This window comes from Tahibacter aquaticus (assembly GCF_004363655.1).
Lineage (GTDB): Bacteria > Pseudomonadota > Gammaproteobacteria > Xanthomonadales > Rhodanobacteraceae > Tahibacter > Tahibacter aquaticus.
In genome coordinates this window covers 179,608-198,219 of record NZ_SNZH01000009.1, presented here as the reverse complement: position 1 = coordinate 198,219, position 18,612 = coordinate 179,608, and the positions used below count along the sequence as shown (strand labels likewise).

General features: G+C 67.5%; 8 protein-coding genes. 4 read left to right on the top strand and 4 right to left on the bottom strand.

Features of this window, described 5'->3' with window-relative positions; genetic code table 11:
* Positions 1-8: 8 nt before the first annotated feature.
* From DFR29_RS15770 to DFR29_RS15760, 3 genes are read right to left on the bottom strand one after another with little or no spacing between them, the layout of a single operon-like run.
* Complete coding sequence (locus DFR29_RS15770; RefSeq protein ID WP_133819574.1) at positions 9-1,652, bottom strand: cyclic peptide export ABC transporter; 1,644 nt, start codon at positions 1,650-1,652, stop codon at positions 9-11.
* Positions 1,653-8,135: a type I polyketide synthase gene (locus tag DFR29_RS15765; protein ID WP_133819573.1), complete on the bottom strand. Its 6,483-nt coding sequence runs from the start codon at positions 8,133-8,135 to the stop codon at positions 1,653-1,655.
* Positions 8,132-10,252: a beta-ketoacyl synthase N-terminal-like domain-containing protein gene (locus DFR29_RS15760; protein ID WP_133819572.1), complete on the bottom strand. Its 2,121-nt coding sequence runs from the start codon at positions 10,250-10,252 to the stop codon at positions 8,132-8,134. The genes DFR29_RS15765 and DFR29_RS15760 overlap by 4 nt, the downstream gene beginning before the upstream one ends.
* Positions 10,253-11,410: 1,158 nt before the next feature.
* Here DFR29_RS15760 and DFR29_RS15755 point away from each other — a divergent pair.
* Positions 11,411-13,009 carry an SDR family NAD(P)-dependent oxidoreductase gene (locus DFR29_RS15755; protein WP_133819571.1) on the top strand — a complete coding sequence of 533 codons (1,599 nt, stop codon included), beginning with the start codon at positions 11,411-11,413 and terminating at the stop codon, positions 13,007-13,009.
* Positions 13,010-13,023: 14 nt separating this feature from the next.
* Here the strand turns inward: DFR29_RS15755 and DFR29_RS15750 are convergent, their stop codons facing one another.
* Positions 13,024-14,187 carry a hypothetical protein gene (locus DFR29_RS15750; RefSeq protein ID WP_133819570.1) on the bottom strand — a complete coding sequence of 388 codons (1,164 nt, stop codon included), beginning with the start codon at positions 14,185-14,187 and terminating at the stop codon, positions 13,024-13,026.
* A gap of 223 nt (positions 14,188-14,410) precedes the next feature.
* Here DFR29_RS15750 and DFR29_RS15745 point away from each other — a divergent pair, with 223 nt between their 5' ends.
* From DFR29_RS15745 to DFR29_RS15735, 3 genes are all read left to right on the top strand, one after another.
* Positions 14,411-14,935: an ECF-type sigma factor gene (locus tag DFR29_RS15745; protein ID WP_133819569.1), complete on the top strand. Its 525-nt coding sequence runs from the start codon at positions 14,411-14,413 to the stop codon at positions 14,933-14,935.
* Positions 14,932-17,715: a serine/threonine-protein kinase gene (locus tag DFR29_RS15740; protein WP_133819568.1), complete on the top strand. Its 2,784-nt coding sequence runs from the start codon at positions 14,932-14,934 to the stop codon at positions 17,713-17,715. Before DFR29_RS15745 ends, DFR29_RS15740 begins: the two co-directional genes overlap by 4 nt.
* Positions 17,716-18,024: 309 nt before the next feature.
* Positions 18,025-18,480: a VOC family protein gene (locus tag DFR29_RS15735; protein ID WP_133819567.1), complete on the top strand. Its 456-nt coding sequence runs from the start codon at positions 18,025-18,027 to the stop codon at positions 18,478-18,480.
* Positions 18,481-18,612: the final 132 nt, after the last annotated feature.

The following is an 18,612-nucleotide window of genomic DNA, read 5'->3' as shown; positions in this document are numbered from 1 at the left end:
ACGCTGTTTCATGACTTGGCCTCTCCTCGCCGCTGCGTCGAGACGAGACGGCCCAGCTCCATTTTCACCACCATGTCGGCGATGTCGAAATAACGGTCGTCGTGAGTGGCAACGAGCAGCGTCTTGCCCTTCGCCTTCAGCCTCGGCAGCAGTTCCTCGTAGAAATGCGCACGGAATTCGGGATCCTGCTCGGCGGCCCATTCGTCGAAGATCAGGATAGACCGGTTCTCCAGCATGGCGACGACCATCGCCACGCGCTTGCGCTGGCCGGTCGACAAGTCGCGCGTCGAGAAGCCCTCCTCGGAATAACTGAGCTTGTCGGTCAGGCGCATCGCCTCGAACTCGGCCGCGATCGCCGCATCGTCCGCCTCGATACCGTAGAGCTTCGGGAACAGGTGGAAATCGCTGAAGATCGCGCCGAACGTTTCGCGCTGGCGCTGCTGTCCGTCCGGCGGCACGGGCTTGCCATCGAACAGCAGCTGGCCTGCGCTGGGCTTGTACAGTCCCGCGATCACCTTGAGCAGCGTGGTCTTGCCGCTGCCGTTGCCGCCGACGAACATCACGATCTCGCCCTGGGGCAGCTTCAGGTCGATCGGTCCGATGCTGAAGGTCTCGCCCGCTTCACCGGGATAGTGGAATTGCAGCCCGCGGCACTCGATGGCCTGGGTCATGCCCAGCGGCCTGGGCACCGGCCCGGGCGCGGGCGGCGGTGTTCCGGCGCGCCCGATCTCGGCTTCGAGCTGGAGCAGCGACGCCGCCGCGCGGTCGGCGCGGCCGATCGATGGCACTGCCGTGATCAGCGTCGACAGCGGCCCGAAGATGAAAAGTACCGAGGAAAGCAGTTTCGGCGCCTGGGGCGCGAAACTGTCGATCAGCGCCGGCAGCACGAACACGATCACGGCGAGCAGGGCGTAGAAAAAGGACTGCGAGAAGATCGCATTGGCGTTGTACACGCTGGTGGTGCGCACCTTCACCTCGCACAACTCCTGGCCGACGCCATCGAGTTCGCCGAGCAGCGCCTCGCGCCGTGCGGTACTCAGTTTCACTTCCGGCAGCCCCTTGATCATGTCGCTCATCTTGCCGAGGAAACTGGCTTCCAGCCGCGAGCTGCGCGCGGCAAGCTGATCGAGTTCTTTGCTGCGGGCGAGATAGAGCACTGCGCCCGCAGCGATCACCACGACCACGATCAGGAAAGCCGGCCAGGACACGGTGAGTACGTAGACGCCGGTCATCGCCACCATCAGCGCCGAGTGCGCGGCCGCCACGAGCAGCCCCTGCGATTCGGAAATGACGATCGTGTCCTGCGAGATCGACTGCAGCAGGCGTCCTTCGCGCAGCCGGCGCAGCGCCAGCAGATCGGCATGCGCAATGCCCCGCATGAGACGCTGGCGAATCTGCGCGAGCATGCTCTCGACCGCCCGCGTGGCTACGCCGAAGGTAAAGCGCAGCCCGACCACGTAGAGCGCCATCGCCACGATGAACATGCCCAGCAGGCGCAGGTCGCCCACCCCTTCGGCGGCCGAGGCGGAAGCCTGGTTGATGATGACCAGGATTCCGGTGTTCGCTGCAGCCGAGATCAGCAGCGCGATGAGCAGATCGCGCCGGATGTCGCCGGTTTCGCGTGCGAGCAGCGATAGCAGTGTCTGTGGCACCTACGATTCCGCCGCGGTGTGCACGGACGATCGCCCGATCAGGCTCTCGATCTCGTCGAGGATGTCCGCCGCACTCGGCGCGGCGGCGGCCACCTCGGCTGGCAGCAGGCTGTCGAGCAGGTGCCGGCCGATGCGGTCCAGCGTCGGATAGTCGAACAGCAAGGATGCCGCAAGCTTGCGCCCCAATGCGCGATTGAGCCGATTGCGCATCTCCACCGACATCAGGCTGTCGAAGCCCTGCTCGGCGAGCGGCTTGTCCGGGGCGATCGTCTCGCCGCGGCCATAGCCAAGCGTCTGGCGCGCCAGTTCCTGCAGATAAGTGCGCATCACGCCCTCGCGCTGCGCGGGTAGCGCAGCCGCAAGCTCGGCCAGGATGTCGCGCGCGGCCGGCCCCTCGGCGGACGCGGTGGCAGCGGCGTCCGGTGCGTCCACCACGGCGGCGAAAAGTCCGCTGCCGCCGGCGATTCCCTGCGCCCTGCCATAGGCGGCCCAGTCGATTTCCGCCACCACGGCCTGCATCGGCGACTCGCCGATCAGCCGCAGCATCGTGCGCAGTCCCTGCGCCGGAGCGAGCTGGCGAATGCCCATCGCGGCGAAACGATCATTCTTGAGCGCCGCCGCCATGCCTGCTTCGGCCCAGGGCCCCCAATTGAGGCTGGTCGCCGCCAGCCCGCGCCGGCGGCGCCAGCTGGCGAGGCCGTCGAGAAAGGCGTTGCCTGCGGCATAGGCGCCCTGCCCCAGGTTGCCGATGATCGCCGCGACCGAGGAAAAGAGCAGGAAGAAATCGAGGTCCAGCGTCTCGGTCGCGCGATGCAGATTCCACCCGCCCGCCACCTTGGGCGCCAGGACGCGCGCCAGCCGGTCGGCATCGAGATCGGCAATCATGCCGTCTTCGAGCAGGCCTGCGGCGTGGATCACGCCGGCCAGCGGTGGGCTGGACGCCGCTGCGACCATGCGCGCCGCATCGTCCGCCACGGCGACATCGCCCTCGACGATGGTCACGCGCGCGCCGGCGGCTTCGAGTTCGGCGATTGCCGAACGCGCCGATTCGCCCGGGCCACGGCGGCCGCTGAGTACCAGGTGCCGTGCGCCCTCCTCCACCAGCCGCTGCGCCACGCGCAGCCCGAGCGCGCCTAGCCCGCCGGTGATCAGATAGTGCGCGTCGCCATGTACGCCCCGCGTTGCCAGGCGTGTGCGCCGCGATTCTTGCTCGCGGCTGAGGACGATCTTGCCGATATGCCGCGCCTGCGCCATGAAACGGAACGCCTGTTCGGCATCGGCCATGGGGAAGACCGTGACCGGCAGCGGCACCAGCCGGCCGGCCGCCACTTCCTCCAGCAGCCCGTCGAACATGGCCACCAGCGTCGCCGGATCTTCCAGTGCGACGGCGGCGAGGTCGAACGGGCGATAGACCCAGCTCGGATCCTGCGCCTGCACACGCGCCTCGTCCCAGATGCCGATCTTGCCCATTTCGAGGAAGCGCCCGCCCGCTGCGAGTACGCCGAAGCTTTCGGTAATGAAGTCGCCGCTGAGCGAATTGAGCACCATGTCGACGCCCCGGCCGCCGGTGATCGCGCGGATCCGATCGGCGAAGTCGAGCGTGCGGGAACTCATCACATGCGCAACGCCCATGTCGCGCACGAACTGCTGCTTCTCGGGCGCACCGGCAGTGGCAAACACTTCAGCACCCGCGGCGAGCGCGAGCTGCACCGCCGCCATGCCGACGCCGCCGGCCGCGGCGTGGATCAGCACCCGGTCGCCGGCCTTGATGCCGCCCAGATGATGCAGCGCGTAATAGGCAGTGAGCAGCGCCGCCGGCAGAGCCACGGCCTCGGCCGCGCTCAGCGCCTCGGGCTTGCGCACCACCAGCGCGCGCCTGACCGTCACATGGCTGCCGATGCAGCCTGGTGCGGCGAGCGCGATCACGCTGTCGCCGATCGCCAGCCCGGCGACATCGGGCCCCAGCGCGGTCACGCGTCCGACGGCCTCGAAGCCGAGCAACCCGGCTTCGCCCGGATATTGGCCGAGTGCGTTGAGTACGTCGCGGAAATTGAGCCCCGCCGCGAGCACTTCGATCTCGACTTCGCCGGAACGCGGCGCGCTGCGCGCAAGCCGTTCGAAGCGCAGATCGTCGAGGGTGCGCCGCGGTCCCTTGTCGAGCCGATAGCGCTCGCTTTCGCCCAGCTCGGGCAGCGCAGGCGCCGGTACGGCGGGTACCAGCCGCGCGGCGAAGCACTGGCCATGGCGGCGGATCGCCAGTTGATCCTCGCCCGCGGGACTCAGTGCCGCGGCGACGATCGCCGCGGCGCCGGCATCGCTGGGCTTCGCCTCGACATCGAGCAGCCCGCCCCAGATATGCGGCATTTCGTTGGCGATCGCGCGGCCCATGCCCCAGAGCGCCCCGCCGTCGAGCAGCGGCAGCGCAGCGCCGCCATCTTCGGGCACCACCTGCTGGACCTGCCGGCTGAGCAGCCACAGCCGCGCGCGCAGCGGCGTTGTGCCGCTGCCCAGCGCCTGCACCGCGGGTAGCAGCGCCGCAAGCGTCCCGCAGGTCTCGGCCTCGGGATCGGCGCCAGCGCCGCCCCAGGCAAACAGGATGTTGGCACGCTCGACGCCGTGCCCGGCCGCCCAGGCGGTCGCGACCTCGGCGAACCTGGCCGGTTCCGCCTCGCCGCGCCTCAGTTCGAGGCACGGCAGCGCCGACTGCAGCAGCCGTGCAGCGACGGCGCTGCCCCAGCCATCCTGGTCAGCGAACACGATCCAGCCGTCCGGCGCCGCTGCGGGCGCGGCCAGCGTGATGGGCTGCCAGTCGATGGCATGGACCAGTGCGCGATCGCCATCGCCCAGCTCCTGGTAGAGCGTCGCCCGGTCGGTGCGCTTGAGCAGGAAGTCGCCGATCGCGAGTACGGGCACGCCGGCTTCATCGCACACGGTGAGCTGCGCCTTGACGAGTTCGCCCGCGACCGCCACCCGGCTGTGGCACCACAGCGGCTGATCGAGGCTGCCGTGAATCGCCACCTGCGCCATGTGCAGCGGAATCAGCACACTCTCGCCGTCGAGCATGTGCGCGGCATCGCTCTCGCAGGCCGGCAGCACGGTCTGCAGCATCGAATCGATCAATCCGGGGTGGATCGCACCGGCATCGATCGCGTCGACCGCGACAATCCTGCACAAGGCCTCGCCCGCGCTCTTGGCGATCTCGCGGATGCACTGGAAATGCGCTCCGGTCCGGTAGCCGAGCGTCTCGATCAGCGCATAGAAATCGGCCGGAGCCATCGTGCCGGAGCAGCGCGCCCGGATGGCCGCCAGATCCAGCGCCTCGGGTGCAGTGGCGGGTGCGGCGATGCGCCCGGCAGAATGCACGGTCCAGACATCGCCGGGCTTGTCCACCGGCTGGCTCGCCAGGCTGTAGCCGACGCCGTCGCCTTCGATTGCGAGCTGCACGATGCGCGCGGCCTCGGCGTCGACCACCAGCGGTGCAGTGAACGACACATCTTCCAGACTCGCGCCGCCGCCCGCGGCAGCGAACGCCATCGACAGATGCGCTGCGGCCGGCGAGATGATCTTGCCGAAAATCTGGTGCTCGACGAGGAACGCGGGATTTTCCGCGGTGAACAGCGCCTGGTGCAGCGCCGCGCCCTTGGGCAGCAGGCGCGAATGGATGCGCTGGCCGAGATAGGGATGTCCGCCGCTTGCCGCGCCCGCGGCACCCGCATGGCGACCGGCATCGACGATGGGCGCGCGATAGTAGCGCTTGCGCTGGAACGGATAGGTCGGGATCGCGGCACGCCCGGCGCGCGCCGGTGTGACCACGGCCTTCCAGTGGGGATCGAGTCCTTGGGCATACAGCCGCGCAAGACTGCCGAGCATCGCGCGCCGCCCGTCGCCGCCGCGCTGCAGCGAGCCGAGGAACTGCAGCCCTTCGCCCTCGACCGACTGCCGCGCCAGCCCGGCGAGCACTGCCGCGGGGCCATATTCGAGGAAGACGGTCGCGCCTTCCGCCGCCATCGCCTGCGCCGTCGCCGCGAAACGCACCGGCGCTTCGATCTGCGCGCCCCAATACCGCGCGCCGAGCTTGTCCGGCGCCATGCGCGCCGCGGAAACGGTCGAGAAGAAAGGCAGTACTGCTTCTCCTGCCGGACGTTCGGCGAGTCTCGCGAACTCGGCCACGATCGGGCGCATCAGCGCCGAATGAAACGCGTGCGACACGCGCAGGGACTGCACGCCGATGCTGCTTGCCGCGAGCCGCGCTACCAGTTCGGCGACGGCCGTCTCGGGCCCGGAGACCACCACATCGTTGGGCGTGTTGACGGCCGCGATCGAGACGCCACTGCCGGGCGCGAGCATGCTCGCGACCACACTCTCGCTGGCGAAAACCGCCGCCATGGTCCCGCCTGCCGGCAGGCTCTGCATGAGCCGTCCGCGCGCGCAGACCAGGTCGATTGCGTCCTCGAAGCCGAGGATGCCCGCGACATGCGCCGCGGCAAATTCGCCGATGCTGTGCCCGCAGACGAGATCGGGCACTACGCCCCAGCTTTCCCACAGCCGATAGAGCGCCAGTTCGACCGCGAAAATCGCCGGCTGGGCGAAGCCGGTCTGCTGCAATTCGGCATCGCTGGTGTCTGCGCCGTAGAGCAGGTCGAGCAGCCGCTTGCCGAGCCGGTCACCGATCGCGCCATCGCAGGCATCGATCGTCGCGCGGAACACCGGCTCGCTGTCGTAGAGATCGCGGCCCATGCCTGGATATTGCGAACCCTGGCCGGTGAACAGGCCGGCGATCTTGGGCCTCGTACCGGCGCTGCCGCTCGCCAGGTTGCGCGCCGGCTTGCCGTCCAGGAACGCGGCGATTGCCGCCGCGACTTCCTGCGTATCCGCGCCGACCACTGCCAGCCGCTGCGCCAGATGGCTGCGCCCCGCCGCCGCGGTGGCCGCGGCATCGGCCAGCGGCGCATGACCTGCCGCAAGCCAGTCGCGCCAGCGCGCGGCCAGCTCGGCCAGCCCCTCTGCGGTGCGCGCGGAAAGCGGCAGCAGCACCGGTCCCGACTCGGCCACGGCAGGCGTGGCAACTGCCTGGGCGGCAACTGCAGGCGCGGCCTCGGGCGCCTGTTCCAGGATCACATGTGCATTTGTTCCGCTGAAGCCGAAAGAGCTGACGCCGGCGCGGCGCGGTCCTTCGCCGACCCATGCCTTGCGCTCGGTGCGGACCTCGAACGGATAGGCGCCCCAGGGGATGTGCGGGCTGGGATTGTCCAGATGCAGATGCGCCGGAATCTCGCCGCGGCGCAGAATCTCGACGGCGCGGATCAGGCCCGCGATGCCTGCCGCAGCCTCCAGATGTCCGATGTTCGACTTGACCGTGCCGAGCACGACCGGGCGATCGGCGGGGCGGCTGGCCTGGACACGGCCGATCGCCTCGACTTCTATCGGATCGCCGAGCGACGTGCCGGTGCCATGCACCTCGATATAGCCGATGTCTTCGGGCGCCAGCCCCGCGCGATCGAGCGCTTCGCGGATGACGCGCTCCTGCGCGAGGCCGTTGGGCGCGGTCAGGCCGTTGCTCTTGCCGTCCTGGTTGACGGCCGAACTGCGGATCACCGCGAGGATGCGGTCGCCATCGGTGCGAGCGTCGGCCAGCCGCTTGAGCACGATCACGCCGCAGCCTTCGCCGCGGCCATAGCCGTCCGCCGAGGCGTCGAAGGTCTTGCACAGTCCGTCCGGCGAGATGGTGCCGAGCTTGGAGGAGGCAATGTGGAATACCGGCGAAAGGATAAGGTTAACCCCTGCCGCCAGCGCGACGTCGGTCTCGCCGCTGCGCAAGCTCTGGCAGGCGAGATGCACGGCGACCAGCGATGAGCTGCATGCCGTGTCGATCGCCATGCTCGGCCCTTCGAAGCCGAAGGTGTAGGACATCCGCCCGGCCGCCGGCGCGAGGCAGGTGCCGGTGAGCGAATAGCCGTCGATCAGATCGAGCCGTCCCGAATGGCGGTGCGCCTGGGCGTAGTCGTCGCTCGAAATACCGACGAACACGCCCGTCGGCGTGCCGCGCAGCGAGGCCGGATCGATCCCGGCGTCCTCAAGGGCTTCCCAGCCCAGCTCCAGAAGCAGCCGCTGCTGCGGGTCCATCGCCACCGCTTCCTTGGCCGAGATGCCGAAGAAGGGAGCGTCGAACGCATCGACATGGCCATCGAGGAAATGCGCGCGCGCGGCGTGGGTGCGGCCCGAGGCATCGGCCGACTGGCTGTAGAAGCTCTGCTCCGGCCAGCGGTCGGCGGGGACAGCGCGCGCGGTGTCGGTCTCGCGGCATAGCAGGTCCCACAGCGCAGCGGGGCTGTCGGCGCCGCCCGGCAGCCGGCAGCCGATGCCGACAATCGCGATCGGTTCGGCGCGCCGCGCTTCGAGTGCCTCGACGCGCGCCTGCGCGCGCTTGAGTGCGATGAATGTCTTCTTGAGCGTGTCCGCAGGCTTTTCAGGCAGGTCGGTCATAAACGATCCACTTCGCGGTCAATGAGATCGGCGAGTTCTTCGGCGGACAATCCGTCGAGAAAGTCGAAGTCGCTTTCGCCCGCCGCGGGTTCGGCGACCGTCGCGGCGCGACGCGGTGCGGGCATGGGCGCGTCGCCGCAGAGAAGCCCGGCGATGCGGGCTGGTGTCGGATAGTCGTAGAGCAGCCCGGCCGGCAGGCTGCGGCCGGTGCGCGCCTCCAGCACGCGGCGCAGTTCGAGTCCGAGCAGCGACGTGAAGCCCTGGTCGACCAGCGCCACATCGGGCGCGAGCGGCGCGGACGAAGGCAGGCCCAGCACCGTGCGTGCGTGCTCGGCAACGAGCGCCAGCCAGGCCGGGCGTGCCACCGGCAGCGGCGCCTCGACGCGGACGCCTTCGGCGCTGCCGACGGGCATCGCCGTATCGGGCCAGTAGCGCTGCGGATGAAACGGATGGCCGGGAAGTGCCGTCAGCCGGGCCGTGCCGTCGCGGAACAGCCGGCTCCAGTCGACCGGCTCGCCCGCCTCCCAGCGGCGCGCGAGTTCAACCAGCCGCTCGTTCTGCGTTTGCACCGGCTCGCCACGCAGCGCGCGGGCGAGCGCGGCGCAATCGTCGCCGGTCACGGCGCGCCGGTGGCCGAAGGCATTGCGCCCGACACAGAGCGTGAACGCCACGTCGCGCAGGTCGCGCGGCTCGGCCTCCAGCCAATCCGCCAGCATGGCGCAGCTTTCCGCCAGCGCCACCGCGCTGCGCGCCGAAACCGGCAGCACAACGCTACTCGTCGCTTCGGTGCCCATCGCCTCGGCACGCGGCGGCGGCTCGGGTGCGGCTTCCAGGATCACATGCGCGTTGGTCCCGCTGAACCCGAACGAGCTTACGCCGGCGCGGCGCACGCGCCCGGTCGCGGGCCAGCGCGTCGCGACGGTCGGCACGGCGAGGCCCGCGCTTGCCCAATCGAGATGCGGCGTCGGCGCCGAGAAACGCGGATGGCCCGGCACCATTGCCTGTTCGAGCGCCAGCAGCGTCTTGATCACGCCCGCAAGCCCTGCCCCGGCCTCGAGATGGCCGATGTTGACCTTGACCGACCCGATCAGCAGCGGTGCCACGCGGTCTGCGCCATAGCTGTCCGCAAGTGCGTTGAGTTCGATTGCATCACCCAGCGGCGTGCCGGTGCCATGTGCCTCGACATAGTCGATATCCGCGGGCGTCAGTCCGGCATCGGCCAGCGCGGCAGCGATCACCTTGCGCTGCGCCACGCCGCTGGGTGCCGTGAGGCTTGCGCTACGCCCGTCCTGGTTGACCGCAGAGCCGCGCAGCAGCGCGACGACGCGATTGCCGTCGCGCAGCGCCGCCGAATACGGCTTGAGTACCACCGCGCCGCAGCCTTCGGCGCGGACATAGCCGTTTGCCGCGCCATCGAAAGCGCGGCAAACGCCGTCCGGCGAAAGCAGGTTGAGCGAGCCCAGGCAGCCGAACAGATTGGGCGTGAGCAAGGCGTTCACCCCAGCGACCAAAGCCGCCTCGCATTCGCCATTCAGTATGGCGCGGCGCGCCTGATGCAGCGCCACCAGCGAGGAGGAACACGCCGTGTCGATCGCCATGCTCGGCCCGGTGAAGCCGAAGCTGTAGGAAAGCCGCCCGGCCGCAGCGGCGAACGACAGACCGGTCGCGGTGAACGGATCTACCCTGCCCGCACCGGGATTCCACAATTGCGCCCATTGATAGTCGGTGGTGCTGATGGCGACAAAGACGCCGATCGGCTTGCCCGCTTCGGGCTCGGTCGATATTCCGGCATCTTCCAGCGCACGCCAGCCGGTTTCGAGCAGCAGCCGCTGCTGCGGATCGAGCGCCAGCGCCTCGGCTGGAGAAAGGTCGAAGAACGGCGCGTCGAACGCCTGCGGATAGGCACCATCGACAAAACCACCGCGCGGCGGTACTGCGAACCAGCGCCCTGCCGGAGCGGGCCCGAGCGCGCTGCGGCCATCGATCGCCAGTCGCCAAAGCGACGCGATGTCGGGCGCGCCAGGATAGTTGCAGGCCAGTGCGACGATCGCGACGGGATCATCCTGCACTTGCGGCGTAGCCGACACCCGCCCGGCGATTGACTGAGTCTGTGTCATTGTCCCCCGGCGGAAATCAGGCCGAATCCTGCGCTGAGCGGCGGATCATCGCACGCGGAAAATATGTCGCCAAGTATTTTTTATTCACCTAGCCAATAGTAGTCTTTTGCCTTTCTCTACCGCTGAAAAAACCGGCAAGAAAGAACCGCCAGGCTCTGTTGTCAAGAAGCGGATCGGCACCATCGCGTGATTCCGGCCCGCTCCAAGAGGCAGCGATCACGCGGCGAAAGACACGCGTACGCGGCAACAGCACGCGCTGGATCGCGCGCGGCCGCCGGCACAATGACACTTCCTACCGCGACCTACCGCGGCTGATGGATGCGGCGGTATTCGGCGTACCCCTCGACACGTGCTGTGCTCAGCGTACAAACGGCCATTGCCCTATCAGTTCCCGCAGTGGACTGGGACGTGCCTGCGGATCGCCTGCTGCCGTCCATCGGCGGGCAAGCACAGGTGCCGGCTCCACTGCAGGCCTCGCTGGAATGAAGGGGTTACTCGACGACATGCGGGCTTCTTGGCTATCCGAGCACTGGAGCCGGGCCGAGCCAGCCCCCTGTCCCATGGGCGAGCGGAATCAGCCGCCGCCGTTGTGCTCGGCCTGGTCCATCTCAGGCGCCAGAGCGCCTTGCCATCAACACGTTCTTTGGCGTGCCGGCGCCGCGCGACGAATATCGATATCCCCTCCGGGGAGCGCAGTCCGGCCGCCCTCCCCTCGCGTTGAACGAGGCCTGTCGCCAACCGCCCGTTCTGGAATCGCGGCGGCCCGCACCGGAGCCGACGTTCGTGACATTCCCCCGGGCGCCGACATCATTTCGCAACAATGCTGCAGCCTGGGTATCGAGATTCAGACCGCGGCGGCACCCTGGCACGGTGCCGTGCGGCCCTTGCGGCGGCTCTCTGGCGAGTCGATACCGGTACGGCGGAACATGATCGACAGCGCCACCGGCGCAGGCCTGGTGGTACTTGCCGGCCAACACCTTGGGCCCATCTGTCCAGCAGTGACGGCCTGCAGCGGGCTCTCTTTTTGCTGCATCGCCAGGTTTTCCGTCAGACTATCGGGCTTGACCCTCGGCCACGGTGGCAGCTCGCCAGGCAGGGTAACCCGCCCTGCAGGCGGCGCCCCGACGGCCGCGCCTCTCTCACTACGGATCACCCGCTTTGAATACGACTGCTCCATCTCCCACCGCGGATATCGACGACCTTGCCCTACTGGACCGCGTGCGCTCGGCGGTGGCTGTGCTCGAACAGATTGCGACCGACGCTACGCTATTGAACAGGCTGCCGGCCGAAGATCAGCGGCGCCTGCACCAGGTTGCCGGACAGATATTTCTTCCCGATCCCGTCGCGCGCCGGCAGCGTCGCAAGACAGCGGCACGGGAACGCAGCAAAGCCGAGATTCGCAACGACGATGCCGTTCTGCATGAAACCGGCATCCGGGTGCTGCGGCGCAAGCCGGTATTCACGACGCCTAACGTGTTTCCACCGGACGATTTCTCGCCACAGGATGTTCACGGCGATGCCGCCGAATCGCGCGAGTCGATCAAGCCGCAGCATTGCTATGTGTGCAAAGAGAAGTACTCGCTGATCCACCATTTCTACGACCAGCTTTGTCCGGCATGTGCCGCATTCAATTTTTCCAAGCGCACCGAACTGGCCGATCTGCATGGACGCGTTGCGCTGTTGACCGGCGGCCGCGTGAAGATCGGCTACCAGGCAGGCCTCAAGTTGTTGCGTGCCGGCGCCGAACTCATCGTTACCACGCGTTTTCCGCGTGATTCGGCGGCACGCTACGCGCAAGAGCCCGACTTCGCGCACTGGGGGCACCGCCTCGAAATATTCGGCCTGGATCTGCGCCACACGCCCAGTGTCGAGGCGTTCTGCCAGCACGTGCTTGCAACGCGCCAGCGCCTGGATTTCATCATCAACAATGCCTGCCAGACCGTGCGCCGCCCGCCGGAGTTCTATGCGCACATGATGGCCAGCGAGACCTCCGCATTGCACGACGCACCGGCGCACGTGGGCAAACTGCTGGGCAGCTACGCCGGCCTGCGCAGCTACGGCATCCTGCCTGAGCACGGCGAGGCGGCTATCGGCAACGGCGCTGCCGCGCTGGCGGGCTTGAATCCTTCCCTGCACAACCGCGAAGTGACCGTCCTCGACTCGGCAAAACTGTCCCAAGTCCCCCTGTTGCCAGACGAGTTCATTGCACAGTCGCATTTGTTCCCGGAAGGACGCCTGGATCAGGATCTGCAGCAGATCGACCTGCGCGGGCGCAATTCGTGGCGCCTGCAGATGGCCGAAGTGCCGTCGGTGGAACTGCTCGAGGTGCAGCTGATCAACGCCATCGCCCCGTTCATCATCAATGCGCGGCTCAAGCCGTTGATGCTGCGCACGCCCGAGCGCGACAAGCACATCGTCAATGTGTCCGCCGTCGAGGGCCAGTTCTACCGCAACTTCAAGACAACCCGTCATCCGCACACGAACATGGCCAAGGCGGCGCTCAACATGATGACGCGCACCGCTGCAACCGACTACCACAACGACGGTATCCACATGAACAGCGTGGACACCGGCTGGGTGACTGACGAGGATCCGGTCGAGATCGCCGCACGCAAGACGATCGAGGAGCGCTTTCATCCGCCGCTGGATATCGTCGACGGCGCCGCGCGCATCGTCGACCCCATCATCGCCGGCATCAACAGCGGCGAACATCTGTGGGGCCAGTTCCTGAAGGATTATCGGCCCACCGACTGGTAAGTCAGTTGGCCCGGCTATTCGACCGGCACATTGCGGCGCAGATGATCTGCCAGCTGCACGATCGGCGTCTCGCCCTCGACATAGCGCCGGTCGTAGCGCGAGTCGGCGTACGCCACCATGGTCTCGAAGTTCGGATTGCCCGCGAGCCAGGCCAGCACGATCGGCCCTTCGGCGGACAGAAAATCGATGCCGTCGATGCGGCTGCGGTCCGCGTTCACGATGCGATCCAGCTCGCGGACGCGGCCGCAGCGCTCAATCAGCGCCGGCACTTTTTTGCCGAGGAACTTGATGAACGCCTCGATATGCCTGATCGACTTGATGTCGAAACCGTCGTGGCCTTCCAGCTTCGCCAATCGCAGATCGCAAGTCGACGAACGCGTGTGCTGCGGAATAACGCTCGCGATCAGCTGCTCGACGGTGTTCTGGCGTACGGAAATGAAAATGTCACAGGTATAGAAAGGATGATCGTCGTATCCGACGCCGTACACCGTCAGCGTCGTGTCGTCGCGGGTTCTGAAGAATTCGTCGCCACGGGGGTCGCGCCGCACGTCGAAGCCCAGCGGAACCAGTATCGCTTCCAGTGCGCGACCCAGCATGGCGGTCAGCTCGTCCCGTTGGTTTGGCCACTCGATGGCGATCTGTGCACTTCCGGCGACAATCGTTGCCTTGCGCGGCACCAGCCGCGTGAAGCGCAATCGGCGATCCTCGCCGTAGCGGAAGCCGGTGCACGACTTCGCCACGGCCGCGGCAACGCCGTACACGGCGTCGTAGCCCTCGGTGCGATGCCGCGCGATCGCCTGTTCGAGCAGCGACGCCGTTTGCGCGGGCGCGTCGCCTTCGATCTCGAGGTGCCCGGCGCCCTCGTCGAGCAGATGCGTGAGCTGCCAGATCCGCTCGCCGTCGCGCCAGAGAAACGCGGTCGACGCGTTGACGTTCTCGCTTTCGGCACAGCCGGCCACGGTCGCTTTGAGCGACAGCGCCGCCAGTTTCGCCGGGTGGATCAGCGCATGCCAGAACGCGTTGGCCACAACGACATAGCCGCCTTGCGGCAAAGCCGCGCCGGCAATCTCGCATTCGCCCGCGCCCACGGCAGCGCCGGTGTCTTCGAGATTCAATGCCGCAAGTACTTCCGCCGGCGGCAGCGTGGCCGTCGACACCCATGAAAACGCCGTCCCCATCCGGGTTGCTCCGTCCCACGCGGCGCGCGCCGCCGGAGAAGCCTAGCGCATCCGGGTGGCGCGGCCGACATCGGCCCCTTGGCCTGGACGACCAAGCCGGCGCGGCATTGCCGCCGGCTTTCGATGCAGCTGCAAACGCCGGGGCTAACCTGCTACCGACTCGGTGGAAAAACCGCGGCCTTGTCTGTACCGTGAGTTTTCCTTGCGCCCGAGCCCTCGATCCATGCGGCAAGTAGTCAATGCCAGCGGCGTGGATGAATGGGTCGATGGTCTGTACCTGCAGCTCCGCGCGCTGGCGCGTAGCGAGCGCCGCCGCAGCGGTGCGCCCGACACCCTGCACACGACCGCCCTGGTCAACGAGCTGTACCTGAAACTGGCAGATGCCGAGCGCCTGCGCTTCGGCGAAGCCCGGCAGTTTTTTTCCTATGCCGCGAAAGCCATGCGCCACATCCTGCTCGATCGCGCGAAGCTGCAAATGCGCCTGAAGCGCGAAGACCCGCGCCTGCGGGTAGCCCTCACCGATCCCGACGTGGAAACGCTCACGATCGATCCGGCACAAGCGCTCGAACTGGACGCAGCACTCGATGCCCTGCTGCTGCGCGACCCGCGTGCCGCCGAAGTGGTGGATCTGCATTTTTTTGCCGGCCTGGGACTGGATCAGGTGGCCGCGCTGCTGGGCGTGGCACCGCGCACGGTGGCGCGCGACTGGCGCTTCGCTTCCGCCTTCCTCAAAGCACGGCTGACGTGAGTGCCGCCTCACTGGGCTTGCGCGAGTGTTTCGATCAACTGATCGACCTGACGCCGCCGCAACGCGAAGCGTGGCTTGCAGCGCACGTCCTCGACGCGGAACTGCGCCAGGAATTGCTGGCCATGCTGGCTGCCGATCTCGACGACGCGCCGCTGCTGGCCACATCGGCCGCCGCGCTGGCCCAACAGTACACGCCGCCGCACGAAGACGGCGCCGGACTGGTGGGCAGCTGCATCGGGCCGTACCGGCTCACCGAAGTGCTGGGCCAGGGCGGCACGTCCGTGGTGTTCCGCGCGCAGCGCGCCAGCGGCGCAGGCATGCAGACGGTGGCACTGAAGCTGCTGCGCACCGGGCTGTTTTCTGCCGAGGGACAGCGTCGTTTCCGGCGCGAACAAGGGGTGCTGGCGCAGTTGTCGCACCCGCATATCTCCGGCCTCATCGAGGGCGGCATCAGCGATGCCGGCATACCGTACATCGCCATGGAATTCGTCGATGGCCTGCCGATCACCGAGTACGCCACTGCGCGCGCGCTGGGCCTGCGCGCGCGGCTGCAGTTGCTGGTCACTGTCTGCCGCGCCATCGACAGTGCGCACCGCACCCTGGTGGTACATCGCGACCTGAAACCGTCCAACGTACTGGTCAATACCGCGGGTGACATCAAGGTGCTCGATTTCGGCATCGCCCGCCTGCTCGATGACGACGACCATCACGCCACCCAGACCAACGCGATCTCGCTCACACCCGGCTACGCAGCGCCAGAGCAATACCTGCCCGGGCCGGTGACCACGGCAACCGACATCTACGCGCTCGGCATCCTGATGGGCGAGCTGCTCACCGGGCAACTGCTGCGGCGCGGCCATGGCCACGCCAATCTTTCGCGGGCCTGTGCCGGTGCCGCCGCGGCACCCGCCGGAATGCCTGCCGGAGTTGCCTTGACGCGCTTGCTGCGCGGCGACCTGGATGCGATCTACGACACCGCGAATGCGCCGGACCCGGGCCGTCGCTATCTCTCGGCGGCCCTGCTGGCCGACGATCTCGAACGCTATCTGCACAACCAGCCCGTCACCGCGCGCACGCCCTCGGCCTGGTATCGCCTGCGCAAAAGCATGCAGCGCAATCGCACCGCGTCGACGGCCGCGATGCTCGCCCTGTTCGCGATCGTGCTGGGTGTATCGCTGGCGCTGTGGCAGGCCCATGTCGCACGCGAACAGGCGCAGCGTGCCACCGCGGTACGCGATTTCCTGATCGAGCTGTTCGATGCATCGAAAGCCGGACAATTGCCGGACCAGCGATTGACCCTGGATCAACTCGTGCAGCGTGCCGGCAAACGCCTGCAGACACAGACCGACCTGTCCGTCGCCACGCGCGTGGAGTTGTTGCGCACACTGGGCGAAGTGCGGATGGCGGGCAGCGACTACATTCAGGCCGGGCAGTTTTACGACCAGGCCCTGCACCTGGCGCAAACGTTCTACGCACCGTCCGACACGGCCGTGACCCAGATTCGCCTGCTGCAGGCCAGCCTTCTGATCCATCAGTCGCGCTACGCCGATGCCAGCACTGCTTATGCCGCCCTGCTGCCGCAGATGCGCAAGGACAACAACGCCGCCAGCGTGGATGGATTGCAGAACTACGCCAGCGCGCTGATGTATTCGGCGCGCACCGAGCAGGCGCTGGCCATTTCCGCCGAAGCCGCGCAGCACGCCGCCGCCCTGTATGGCGCCGGCTCCATGGGCGCGGTACAGGCGGACCTGGTGCGCGGCAATCTGCTGGTGGGCTCGGGCCGCCATGCCGATGCTGCCCAGCTGCTGGAATCTGCCCTGCAGACCTGGCGCAGCAGCGGACGCGCGCCGACCCAGGATTTTCTGCAGGGCCTCACCGACTTGTCGCGCGTTCGCCAGACCCTGGGCGAGAGCGCCGCGGCCGAATCCTTGTTGCGCGAAACGCTGGCCACGGCCGAACGGATCTACGATGCGCCGCACGACCGCATCGCGCTGGCCTTGCTCAATCTCGGCGATGCGTTGAGCCTGCAGGCACGCCTGGACGAGGCGGAACCCGTGCTGGTCCGCGCACTGGCCATGATGCGGGCGGTCTACGGCGATGGCCATCTGCGCGTCGCCAATACCCTGAGCAGCCTGGGCAAACTGGAACTGCGCCGACGCGATCTGGCGGCGGCAACGCAGCACATCCGCGCCGCAGTGCAATGGTGCGAACGCCCCGACCTGCACGCCACGCGTTCCTGCACCGATATCTTTGCGAACCAGGCCGACCTCGCACTCGCCACCGGCGATCTGGCGCAGGCCGATGCCAGCAGCACACGCGCGCTGGCAATGGCGCAGGAAATCTTTCCCCAGGGCCACCACTGGATGGCCTATTTATGGCAGCTGCGCGCGGAGCTGAGCCTGCGCCGCAACGACGCAGCAGCGGCCCTGGCCCTGTGCGATCAGGCGCGCGAGCTGTTGCTGCGCCTGGACAAGCAGCATGGCACCACCGCCGAGATGGTGCTGGCACGGCGCGCCAGCGCCCTGACAGCGCTGGGCCGCCCTGCCGAGGCGCTGGTGGATATCCATCGCGCGCTGGCAATGTGGCAGCAGCTCGCGCCTGCGGGGTATTTGCATCAGATCGAGTTGCTCGATGTACTGGCGTCGATACAGACACGCCTGGGCGATGGTCGTGCAGCCCGCGATACGGCGCGCCGCGCGGTCGCGCTGGTGAAAGATCGCAGTTGGGTCGAGCCGGCGTTGTTGGCGCGGATCGACGCCCTGGCCGAATCGGGCCGCTAGCAGCCTGTCTCGCCATGGTGAAGAAATTCCGGATGGATTTCGCCGGGAGACCAGGCGCGATGAAGAGGTGTAGCAACGCTGCGGCGACGTATCGCAACGACGTATCGCGGCGGTTTTCAACAGCGAAGCTGGTCAAGACACCGGAATTGTTCACTGGTATTGGCGAGACAGGACACTCGTAGCCGGCGACATCGCGAACGAGTAGTCCGCCAAAGCCCGATTTCGCCTGCGCATCGAAAGACAAGGCGAGAAGCTGGCCGGCTCCGCTACTATCGACAGCGACGCCACCGCCAGAGAACAGCCGGAATCATGAGCAAAAGTCAATTGCTACGAATGGACAATGTGGGAATCGTGGTGGAATCCCTCGACCATGCCATCGCTTTTTTCACCGAGCTTGGCCTGAGGTTCGAGGGGCGTGCAACGATCGAAGGAGAGTGGGCCGGACGCGTCACCGGGCTGGGCAATCAGCGTGTCGAGATCGCCATGATGGTCACGCCCGACGGCCATAGCCGCCTTGAGCTTTCGCGTTTTCTCGCTCCGGCTGTCGTCGCCGATCACCGCGACAGTCCGGTAAACGCCCTGGGCTACCTGCGGGCGATGTTCACCGTGAGCGACATCGACGAAACACTCGCCAGGCTGCGCAAGCACGGAGCGCAGCTGGTCGGCGACGTGGTGCAGTACGAGGATTCGTATCGGCTCTGCTACCTCCGCGGCCCGGAAGGACTGCTGATCGGACTGGCAGAACCACTCGGTAGCAATCGGTAGCACAGCAGTCGGCGATGGCTGTGGGAGAGCCCTGCCCATGCCCGTGGACAGGGCTGCGCGCGGGCAAGGGATAGTCAGGTCGACCAGCAGGCAGGCGGCGAACATTTTCTGCCGGGATGACAGTCGCCACTG

Bases quoted from the DNA above. Each gene is read 5' to 3' on its own strand.
- DFR29_RS15735 (WP_133819567.1), top strand. From the start codon at position 18,025: ATGAGCAAAAGTCAATTGCTACGAATGGACAATGTGGGAATCGTGGTG.
- DFR29_RS15760 (WP_133819572.1), bottom strand. From the start codon at position 10,252: ATGACACAGACTCAGTCAATCGCCGGGCGGGTGTCGGCTACGCCGCAA.
- DFR29_RS15745 (WP_133819569.1), top strand. From the start codon at position 14,411: ATGCGGCAAGTAGTCAATGCCAGCGGCGTGGATGAATGGGTCGATGGT.
- DFR29_RS15765 (WP_133819573.1), bottom strand. From the start codon at position 8,135: ATGACCGACCTGCCTGAAAAGCCTGCGGACACGCTCAAGAAGACATTC.
- DFR29_RS15750 (WP_133819570.1), bottom strand. From the start codon at position 14,187: ATGGGGACGGCGTTTTCATGGGTGTCGACGGCCACGCTGCCGCCGGCG.